Annotated in this window: 8 protein-coding genes and 2 pseudogenes; 6 read left to right on the top strand and 4 right to left on the bottom strand. The window is 58.9% G+C overall.

Going from position 1 to position 9,614, the window contains the following annotated elements; translation table 11 throughout:
* The first annotated feature begins 70 nt into the window (after positions 1–70).
* Positions 71–514, top strand: a complete 444-nt coding sequence (locus BLT65_RS28205; RefSeq protein WP_091783648.1) for an HU family DNA-binding protein — start codon at positions 71–73, stop codon at positions 512–514.
* Positions 515–753: 239 nt separating this feature from the next.
* On the opposite strand, the pseudogene BLT65_RS28200 reads toward BLT65_RS28205, so the two are convergent.
* From BLT65_RS28200 to BLT65_RS28185, 4 genes and pseudogenes are all read right to left on the bottom strand, one after another.
* Positions 754–1,218, bottom strand: a pseudogene (locus tag BLT65_RS28200) (hypothetical protein); the annotation flags it as partial.
* Positions 1,196–1,756, bottom strand: a pseudogene (locus BLT65_RS28195) (tyrosine-type recombinase/integrase); the annotation flags it as partial. The pseudogenes BLT65_RS28200 and BLT65_RS28195, both read right to left, overlap by 23 nt.
* 157 nt (positions 1,757–1,913) lie before the next feature.
* A complete protein-coding gene (locus tag BLT65_RS28190) occupies positions 1,914–2,207 on the bottom strand; it encodes a fumarylacetoacetate hydrolase family protein (RefSeq protein ID WP_091783645.1) in 294 nt (97 codons plus the stop codon).
* Between the two features lie 13 nt (positions 2,208–2,220).
* A complete protein-coding gene (locus BLT65_RS28185) occupies positions 2,221–3,126 on the bottom strand; it encodes a LysR family transcriptional regulator (RefSeq protein WP_091783642.1) in 906 nt (301 codons plus the stop codon).
* Between the two features lie 129 nt (positions 3,127–3,255).
* Here BLT65_RS28185 and BLT65_RS28180 point away from each other — a divergent pair, with 129 nt between their 5' ends.
* From BLT65_RS28180 to BLT65_RS28155, 5 genes are all read left to right on the top strand, one after another.
* Complete coding sequence (locus BLT65_RS28180) at positions 3,256–4,116, top strand: alpha/beta fold hydrolase (RefSeq protein WP_091783639.1); 861 nt, start codon at positions 3,256–3,258, stop codon at positions 4,114–4,116.
* 88 nt (positions 4,117–4,204) lie between these two features.
* Positions 4,205–4,711 carry a YkgB family protein gene (locus tag BLT65_RS28175; RefSeq protein ID WP_091783693.1) on the top strand — a complete coding sequence of 169 codons (507 nt, stop codon included), beginning with the start codon at positions 4,205–4,207 and terminating at the stop codon, positions 4,709–4,711.
* Positions 4,712–4,799: 88 nt separating this feature from the next.
* Complete coding sequence (locus BLT65_RS28170; RefSeq protein ID WP_091783636.1) at positions 4,800–5,339, top strand: carboxymuconolactone decarboxylase family protein; 540 nt, start codon at positions 4,800–4,802, stop codon at positions 5,337–5,339.
* Positions 5,340–5,546: 207 nt separating this feature from the next.
* Complete coding sequence (locus BLT65_RS28165; protein ID WP_091783633.1) at positions 5,547–6,977, top strand: alpha/beta fold hydrolase; 1,431 nt, start codon at positions 5,547–5,549, stop codon at positions 6,975–6,977.
* 1,636 nt (positions 6,978–8,613) lie between these two features.
* Positions 8,614–9,240 carry a hypothetical protein gene (locus BLT65_RS28155; protein ID WP_091783630.1) on the top strand — a complete coding sequence of 209 codons (627 nt, stop codon included), beginning with the start codon at positions 8,614–8,616 and terminating at the stop codon, positions 9,238–9,240.
* The last annotated feature ends 374 nt before the right edge of the window (positions 9,241–9,614 follow it).

Here is a 9,614-nt window from a genome sequence, read left to right as displayed (position 1 = left end):
TAGAATGCCTGTGCTTACTGCATGAACTGTGGCGAGCACCTCCTAATTCGAAAGTGAGTCATCCACGACTATGGCAAAGACTGCAACGAAGACGGCAACCAAGACCGCAACGAAGGCTGCTCCGAAAGCTGCCAAACCGGCTACCAAGGCTGCACCGGCAAAGGCTGCAAACGGGACGGCGAAAAAGCTGGTCGCCGGCGCACCTGTGAAAGAGACATTCACAAAGGCTTCGCTCGCCAATCACGTTGCACAAGCGGCTAATGTTGAACCAAAAGCCGCGAAAGCGATTCTCGCCGCGCTGGAAGACACCATCCTCGGCTCGGTTCACAAGAAGGGTGCCGGCGAATTCACGCTGTCGGGTCTTCTGAAGATCACGGTTCAGCAAGTGCCCGCGAAGAAGAAGCGCTTCGGCAAGGATCCGTTCACGGGCGAGGAACGCTGGTTCGACGCGAAACCGGCGACGGTTCGCATCAAGGCGCGTGCTTTGAAGAAGCTCAAGGACGCGGCTGCATAAACGCAATCGCTTTGATCTGCTGCCTCCAGGCAGCAACCTGTTCGGGCGCCGATGTCGGCGCCCGTGTTCATTTCAGTCCTCGTATCCCTCGCTACGCACGGTGGCGGCCCTTCCCGTTCGCTACGTCTGGCTCCCGACGCATCTCGTCTATCCGTACGGACTCAACTGACCATCCTCTAACCGGCTGGTGTGAGCAAGGCGCTTTCCGTTTGGCAGCGCATCCAGAAAAACTGGTTCTGTCAGTTACCTGCTGGCGGCCGCTCACCGGGTTCTGCAGAACGGGGCTCCACCATCTCGGTAACAGGCTCGCCGCACTGGTTGCAGAAAAGAAAAAAGGCGAAGTTACGGCCGCCGCAGGCGCAGACTTTGAAAAGATTCAGCCCGCAGTGGATGCAGTACGCGGCCTGCTCGCCGCCAAGATGCCACGGCTTGTCGCACGACGGGCACAGCTTCTTCTGGAACGTACTGAGCGCCTTTTCGTTATCGACGCCACGTGCGCGTTCGGTCCGACTCTGCTCCAGATCGGCACGCTTTCGCTCGACATACTTCTGGAACGCACGGAGCATGTAGATCCCGGCGAACACCACGAGCGCGATACCCACCAGCACGCGTACATACCCCCCGAAACTGGGCAGGTACGGGACAAGCTCGACGAAGAACGCTGTCGGCGCGAAGAGGCCAAAGCTTCGTATGGCCCAGAAGTAACTGAACCGCGCGCAGGTTCCCCGTGCGTCTATAGATCAAAGATGCCTTCGTGCGGCGCATTGTGTGCGTGCCGTACGCTGCGGCGTCCAGTCCGATTGACGCGACCCAGCGATGCACGATGCGAGCATACTGACGCGTCGACACATGCGCTGATGCGTGCAAGCGGCTCGGAAACAGATAGTCGGCAGGCTTCAAACCCCGCGCCGAAATCCAAGTCGCAACACTCTGCCGGGTTTGCTCCGTGATTTCGAACTGCACCGGTCGTTGTGTCTTCTGCTGCATGAACGTCGCTCGCGAGACTACATGCCCTCCCACGCAGACGTCTTGAACCTGCAAGCGCGTCAAATCGCACGCACGAAGCTTACTGTCGATCGCCAAGTTGAACATCGCCAACTCGCGAGCGTTCGACGACATCTGAGGCCTCGTTCGAATCCCCCAAATTTCTCGGAGCTTCAACGGCGGCTTCTGGCCGGTCAGCCTCCCCTTGTTCCACGGCACCCGACGAGCATCCGAGGAATTAAGCGCTTCCGTGACAATCTCCTCTTCAACGAAGGGAGATCGATTGTGCGCTTGGTGGAGTGGTCAATCTTCGACCCTCAACTGCCATTCGAATTCCTAGCCACGCAATTACAGCCTTCGGGACGCAACGGTCGCTCACCTCAGCAACCGGGTAGGCACGTTAATGACAGAGCTATCAGATGCGTGATGTCGCATTCCAGCACGTCATCGGGTGCCATGAACGGATTTTGCACAACCCGACTCCCGGCGGCGCTCCTGTCGCGAGCATGTCGCCAGGAAGCAGCGTCATGTGCGTCGAGAAGTAGGCGAGAGTCTCGCCGATCGAGAACAGCGTGTCGCTCGAGTTGCCTTGCTGCTCGGACTGGCCGTTCAACTTTGTCCACAACCCAAGATTCTCACCATCGACGCCGTACCGTATTGCCCAATGCATGTCATCGGTATCACCAGAATTCGTGGTTGCTCGCCCCACAGGTGTCGACTTCTCAAAGTTTTGCTTCCTTCACCCGTTCTCGCAACAGCGGAACCACGAAGTCGACGAATGTGCGCAGTTTCAGCGGCAGTCTGCGTTGCCTGTCATAGACCAGATGAAGCGGGCGCGGCTCGGGCTCGAATTCCTGCAGGACGACACGCAGCCGCTGCTGCCGTACATACTCGACCACCTGGTAGGACATCGCCCGAACCAGCCCGGTGCCCGACAGTCCGGCGTCGATTGCGGCATCGATGGTGTTGACGCTCAAGCGCGGCAGTATGGAAGTTTTGATCTCCTCGCCTTCAGACCAGAAGCTCCATTGCACCGACGCCGAAATGCTTTCGAACGAGATCACGCTGTGAAGGGCCAGATCTTCCGGTTTGGTGGGCTCGCCCCGAGTGTCGAGATAGTCCGGACTGCCGCAGACAACGCGCCTGATCGAGCCCAATCCCACCGCGACCAGATTGCTGTCGGGAAGGTCACCCAGCCGCAGCGCCACGTCGACCTGATCGTCAAGCAAATGGGTGACCCGATCAGTCAGCACCAGGCCCACCGAGACCTCCGGATACGAAGCAAGAAAGCGCGTTACGACGGGCAGCACATGCAGCCTGCCGAACATGATCGGCGCAGTCACAACCAGGTCGCCTTTCGGCTCTGCATATTCGCCCGCAGCGATCCGCTCCGCTTCGACCACCTGCTCCAGAATGGCTTTCGCCGACACTGCGTAAGACCGTCCAGCGGCCGTCAATTCGAGCCCTTTCGTCGAGCGGACCAATAGCGTTGCTCTCAGGTGCGTCTCCAGATCGGCCATCTTGCGGCTGACCGTGGCGAGCGGAACACCAAGCTTCCGGCTCGCCTTCGAAAAACTCCCCGTCTCCACTGCGGCGAGAAACACCGCCATCGCATCGAGTTGATCCATGGCCTTCCAGAAAATGAGAGGTCGCTTTCACATTTTACTGTCTATCGCCGCTTTCCGGGAATGCACAGAATGCTTTCACGACGTCGACAGGCGGTCGAATCGAAAGCGATGCATTCCACGGAGCCAATAATGAACACGCGCACATACCATCGCGCAGTAGAAGTGAACGGTCGAAAGGTCTTCTATCGGGAGGCGGGTGATCGGAAGTGGTCGACGATTCTCCTTTTGCACGGACTGCCGACCAGTAGCCAGATGTACCGTGGCCTGATGTCAGTACTGGCAGACCGGTTTCATCTGATCGCTCCCGACTATATCGGCTTCGGTTATTCGGACGCGCCGCTGCGCAGCGAGTTCACCTACACGTTCGACAATCTGGCCGTCTCCGTGTCGGGATTGATCGATGCACTCGGACTCGACTCGTACATTCTCTACATGCAGGACTACGGCGGTCCCGTGGGCTTTCGTCTCTTCACGCAGCGCCCGGAGCGGGTGAAGGGCTTCATCATCCAGAATGCCAACGCATACATGGAAGGCGTGGGAGACGCACGAAAAAAGGTTCTGCTGCCGTTGTGGGAACAACGAACTGCCGAAACCGAAAAGCTGGCACGCGAGTTCGTCAGCCTCGAAGGAACCCGCTATCACTGGCTGGTCGGTGCGAAAGATCCTGAGGCCATCAATCCGGATAACTGGCTATTGGACCAGGCACTGCTCGACCGTCCAGGCGTACAGGATTATCAGGTCGATCTTCTCGAAGACTACAAATCGAACATCGGGCTCTACCCGACCTGGCAGCAGGCATTCCGCGATCACAAGCCGAAAACGTTGATCGTGTGGGGAAAGAACGACCCGTTCTTCATTCCACGCGGCGCGAGAGCTTATCTCGGCGATCTGCCAGACGCGAAGCTCGTCTGGCTCGATGCAGGACATTTCGTTCTCGACGAAAACTCAAGTCAGGTTGCAGCAGAAATCAAGTCGTTCTTTAGCGCTTAACCCAAATCTTCGACTCGCATTGCAGCCTCGGATGTGTCGCGAGTGGGAGACCATTTTCCCGATTGTTTTCTTTATATGGAGTTTCATCATGGCATCGACCAATCAATCGACGTTATCGGAGTTTGCAGTCGCAGAACGAGCCTCAGGGGCTTACGCATCGCAGGCCCTCCTGCGATGGTCTCTGGTTATCGTATTTCTGTGGTTTGGCGGTATGAAGTTTACGAGCTACGAGGCGCACGGTATTGCCCCGTTCATCGCCAATAGCCCGATCATGAGCTGGCTGCACGTGGTATTCGGCATCCAGGGTGCAAGTTATGTGATCGGCACGCTGGAGCTTTCCACCGCAGTCGCCCTTGCAGCCGGCGCATTCGTTCCCGTGCTCTCTGCCCTCGGTGCAGCGATGTCGGCAATGACATACCTGATCACGCTGACTTTTTTTGTCACGACACCGGGCGTAGCTGAGGCAACCGCCGGTGGCTTCCCCGCCATTTCCGCGCTGCCAGGTCAGTTTCTGCTCAAGGATCTGGTACTTCTCGCGGCTTCACTCAGTCTTCTGGTTACGTCCTTGCCGCGCCTGTTTGCGAAGACACGTTGACCGATCCCTGATGCCGCGCGGCTCGTTTGTGGCGCGGTTCTTGTAACGCACTTTAAGTTTTCTCAACCGAAGCAAAAGGAGTATGACCATGACGGCCATCAATGTCCCCACACGTGAAGATGTTTCACCCGCTAATCAAGTGATATTCGACAAGCTCAAAAGTAGTCTTGGCATGGTGCCGAACCTGTATGCGACGCTGGCCCATTCGGAACATGCACTCGCCAACTACCTGGCATTCCAGAACGCAAAGAGTTCGATCGTCGGCAAGGCTCGCGAAGTTGTGAACCTCGTTGTCAGTCAGGCCAATGGGTGTGAGTATTGCCTCGCGGCGCACACGGTTATCGGCAAAATGAACGGGCTGACGGATGAGCAGATCCTCGAAGTCCGCGCCGGGACGGCAGGCTTCGACGCAAAACTGGATGCTTTGGCACGGCTGACGCGCAACATCGTCTTGAACCGCGGCCACGCCGACCCCGCGCTGGTGGACGCCTTTTTCGCAGCAGGCTGGGGAAAGGCGAACCTCGTGGATGTCGTCGTGCTCATCGGAGACAAAACCGTCACGAACTACCTGCACGGAACCACGCGGGTCCCGGTGGATTTTCCGGCTGCACCGGCGCTGCCGGTTTGATTGAGGCGCCGGTGACGGTGGGCTGCCGATGGCCCGCCCTTAACCGGTGCTGGAACCCAGGTGGCCGCTCTCCCTGACTGGTCGCCAGGACCCGGCCACGGCCCCATCCCGGGCACTAATCAAGCCCCTGCGCTTCGGCAACAGGGTCATGCTCGAAGCAATCTTGTCCCGCACTTACCCGGATTACCCGCAAAACTGGAGGTTGTCATGTCTGCTACGCCCACGTATCAAACCGTCTCTGTTCCCGATAGTCGTACGGGTTCGACCATCGATGTGTTCTATCGCGATGCCGGACATAAGGACGCTCCCGTTGTCCTTTTGCTGCATGGTTTTCCGACTTCCAGCCACCAGTATCGCGGGCTCATCAGCCGGCTCGCCGACAAATATCGTGTGGTGGCCCCCGACCTGCCCGGCTTTGGTTTCTCCGATGCACCTGAAGCCAACACCTTTGCCTACACGTTCGACCATCTGGCCGAAGTGGTCGAAAGCTTCACCGATACGATCGGGCTGAATCGCTACGCGCTTTATGTGTTTGACTACGGCGCCCCCGTTGGCTTTCGACTGGCTGCGTCGCGGCCGGAGCGCGTGAGCGCGCTGATTTCACAGAACGGCAATGCGTACGAGGAAGGTCTCAGTGAGGGCTGGAATCCGATTCGCGCCTACTGGGAAGCGGCAACGGACGAGAACCGCAGCAACCTCCGCGCGTTCCTGAAGTCCGAGACGACGTCGTTTCAGTACATGCACGGGGAGTCGGATACCTCGCTGATCGCCCCCGAGTCGTACACGCTTGACCAGCATTTCCTCGATCGGCCGGGCAACGCCGACATTCAACTCGATCTGTTCGGCGACTACAAATCGAACGTAGCGGCGTATCCCCGCTTCCATGAATACTTCCGCACGCATCGTCCGCCGACGCTGGCTGTCTGGGGAGAAAACGATCCTTTCTTTCTGCCGGCCGGCGCTGAAGCTTTCCGCCGCGATCTCCCGGAAGCTGAAGTTCACTTCGTCGACGCGGGACACTTCCCGCTAGAAACGCATCTCGACGAAGTCGCGGCAATCATCCGGGCATTTCTGGCCCGGGCCGTGGATTCGGCGCAAGGCGCCGCGCTGTTCGGAGAGCTCGGAGAAGCATCGGCGCCTGCCGAGGCGAAAGCATTGCTCGACGGCATGCATGGCGTGTTCGGCTTCGTGCCTAACCTGGGCTACGCGATTGCGGCCGAACCGTCGGTGCTTGGAGCCTATATCGCGATGCTCCAGTCGCTTGGGGCAAGCTCGCTCGATCCGATCGCACAGCAAGTCGCAATGGTCTCCGCAAGCCGCGCAAACGCCGCGGATTACGGCATTGCCGTGCATGCCACTCTCGCGGCGAAACTGGGCGCATCGGCCGACGTCGTCCAGGCACTGAGAAACGGAAGCACAATTCCGGACTCCAGGCTGGAAGCCGTGCGTCGCTTCGCTGCCGCAATCGCGACGAACCGGACGCAGGTATCGGACAGCGACGTCAATGCCCTGAAAGCCGCGGGATTCGATCACCGCGCGATGGTGACGATCGCATTGGCTGCCGCCGCAAAGACACTCGTGAACACGGTGGCTCATCTGTCGCGACCTGAAATCGACGCTGCTTTCCGCGCCGACTAATCGGATAACAAAAAGCCCGACGGGACGGCAGCACCAATGTCGTCTCGCGATCGCGCGTCGCGAGCAGCACGGACGGGACATTGACCAGCGTTTGCCCGATTCGACCAATGGTGATACGCGATAGGCCGAATCCGACTCTTTCGATTTGCGGCGACAATATCACGATCAGGCACTGCTTGAGCAGTGCTTCCACCTATTCGCGCGAGCAGCAATATAAGTTGATCCTTTAAACCTGACTGAGCGTCGAACTGCGCGTTCAGCGGCAGGCGCAGTGTCCTGAACGGCGCGCCGCCGCAAATGGTATTCGGCCCCGACATGGCGGCGAACCGTTGCAACAAAGGGTGAAAGATGAAGTGCGATCGCATGGCTGAACATCTTCACTTCGTCCAAGCTGCGCTTTCTGAAAGCGGGAAACCGAAATCTACACGCCGCGTTCGGAGGCGAAGTTCAAATGCGCTGGTGGGTTCCCAACTCACGTTTCGCGTCGGCTGCGCCCCGCAGTTCGGACATTCGACGGCGCTAGCCGAATGTCCCTTGATGGGCGAACCCGAGAATCCGAGGTCGCCTCGAACACCGCGATCCATGGTGAAAGCCGAACTTCCGCAGCCGACCCTCTCCGGTCATACGCAGTTGCTATCGCTCGAAGGCCGCTTGCGAAGGTGCAACAGTCACTCGTGCTGTCACGTCGGCTGCCCTGTAGGGGCATGACGGCCGTTCGTCGGATATCAAACTAAACGATGCAAATCCGCAGACGAACCCGCAAAGCTCCTGCGCAGTGGCGGCTTCGAACGCATCGCCTGCCGTTCGCCCGAATCGGTCGGATTGAATGCTACCTTGAGGTGAGGAAAATGGTCGAGAAAGACCTAAACTAATATCCAATGCAGCCAGTTTGCGATACTGGCCAGCACCTTGTGCCAAGATTCAATTGACGATCATGAAGACTCTGATAGTACTGGCATGCGTAATGCTGTCCGTAAACGCGTTTGCAGAATGTGCGACGAACGCCCGTGGCGAGACGGTCTGTGGCAACGGACAGACGGCCGGCGGCTTTAACCGGAACACGGGTACGGCCTGGACGTCCCAGACGAACCCGAATGGCGTGCGGACGACCCAGACCAACCGGGGTGGCGAGGCGAATACGATGAATGGAAAAGGCGTGGTTCACGGCCACGGCGGAACCACCTGTTACCGGACCGCGAACAGTCACGGTTGCAACTGACATCTCTTCAACACCCATTGTTGCGCTCGCCTCGATGGCCAGCTGCGAGTGCCTTAACTCCGACGGATCGACGATTAGCGTGACGCCCCGATGGACTTCACTCATCAGCGAAGCTGGTCATTAGCAGCCGACGGTCCGCTTTCAGCGGCAAACCTTACGCTAGAATATCCGCAAGTGGGTTGAGATGAATGACCGGGCCTGGCCGATCGCTGACTAGCCGTGGCAGGTATCGGTTGGCAAACGGTCGCCCGGTGTGGCCACGCGCGGACAAGTAGTCGGCTCCGCCAGGAAATCGCGGCCGTGTAGGACCAAGGTCCGATGGTGTGCGCCTCCTGCGGTGCTAGCCTCCGAAAAAACACCTATCGGTTCCGGACTGGCGCAGCAAGCGTGGCACCTGATCGCATCAAGGGGACTCCCATGCTCTTCCGAGCGAATACGTGCATTTCCATCGTGCGCCACAGCGCACTCTTGGCCGCCTTCATCAGCTTGTCCGCAAGCTGGTTGCCCGAGTGCCGCGCGGACGACACGACGGCCTCGGCGCCCGCACAAGCAGTGCCAAGCGGCGGGTCGATAGACACGGAAAGCGGCACCATCAGCCTGATCGACCAGAAGAACGCACTCATCGTCGTGACCGTGCCCGGCCACGAAGACCTGAGCTTCGATGCGAAAGATCACCGCGACGTGCTCAACTCAATCAACGTCGGCGACAAGCTCACGACAAGCTATCTGGAGCCGCACGTCACCGGACTGACGCCCGCCGAGGGTGCAGCGCTCACACGCCTGAACCGGACGGTAAAGGTGACCCAGTATTCACTAGGCGCCGATCAGTCGCGCTTTCACGGACTCCGAGTCTTCAGCGGCGTGACGGAAGTCACCGGCATCGACCGGAAGCTCAACCTCCTGACCGTCGAGGACAAGTCAGGTACCGCCCATTCGGTTCGGGTAAGCCGCCCTGACCTTGTCGCAGTGATGCAGTCGCTCAAGCGCCACAGCCGCGTGCGGATCGTGTACGAATCCGAGACGACGGTGACCATCTCCCGCTAGGGTCGACCTGAGCAAGGCCGATTCCTGCTAGTCCGAACGACGGGCATGGCAGGCGAAGAAGCGTTCGCAGTTGCCAGTTGAATGGCCGTTAGCTGGTCGGAACCGGGCGTCTGACCGTCGAAGCGACGTTGCGGGCGAATGACGCCTAATGGCCGTTCTCACCCGTTGGGAGGACGCGCCAAAAGCTGCCGTTGCGTAGCACGAAATACGTCGACTGTTGCCTTCCAAGCAGCCTCGCCAGACTGGTAAAGTCGCGCTGACCAGGATACGAGCCCGCTGGGGCAGCGCTGTTACGCAATTCGGACGCCCGGCAAATCGACCCTCACTAAGGGCTTTACCATTTGATCTCGTTTTATAAATTGATCAACCCTTCA

Origin of the sequence: Paraburkholderia steynii (assembly GCF_900100565.1) — a bacterium.
In the GTDB taxonomy this organism is placed as follows: domain Bacteria; phylum Pseudomonadota; class Gammaproteobacteria; order Burkholderiales; family Burkholderiaceae; genus Paraburkholderia; species Paraburkholderia terrae.
Note: the sequence above shows the minus strand (reverse complement) of the source record. Positions and strands in the feature narration are given on the sequence as shown.

What these genes read in the sequence shown, in the direction of transcription:
- BLT65_RS28170 (WP_091783636.1), top strand. Translation starts at nt 4,800, where the DNA reads ATGACGGCCATCAATGTCCCCACACGTGAAGATGTTTCACCCGCTAAT.
- BLT65_RS28155 (WP_091783630.1), top strand. Translation starts at nt 8,614, where the DNA reads ATGCTCTTCCGAGCGAATACGTGCATTTCCATCGTGCGCCACAGCGCA.
- BLT65_RS28185 (WP_091783642.1), bottom strand. Translation starts at nt 3,126, where the DNA reads ATGGATCAACTCGATGCGATGGCGGTGTTTCTCGCCGCAGTGGAGACG.
- BLT65_RS28175 (WP_091783693.1), top strand. Translation starts at nt 4,205, where the DNA reads ATGGCATCGACCAATCAATCGACGTTATCGGAGTTTGCAGTCGCAGAA.
- BLT65_RS28165 (WP_091783633.1), top strand. Translation starts at nt 5,547, where the DNA reads ATGTCTGCTACGCCCACGTATCAAACCGTCTCTGTTCCCGATAGTCGT.
- BLT65_RS28205 (WP_091783648.1), top strand. Translation starts at nt 71, where the DNA reads ATGGCAAAGACTGCAACGAAGACGGCAACCAAGACCGCAACGAAGGCT.
- BLT65_RS28180 (WP_091783639.1), top strand. Translation starts at nt 3,256, where the DNA reads ATGAACACGCGCACATACCATCGCGCAGTAGAAGTGAACGGTCGAAAG.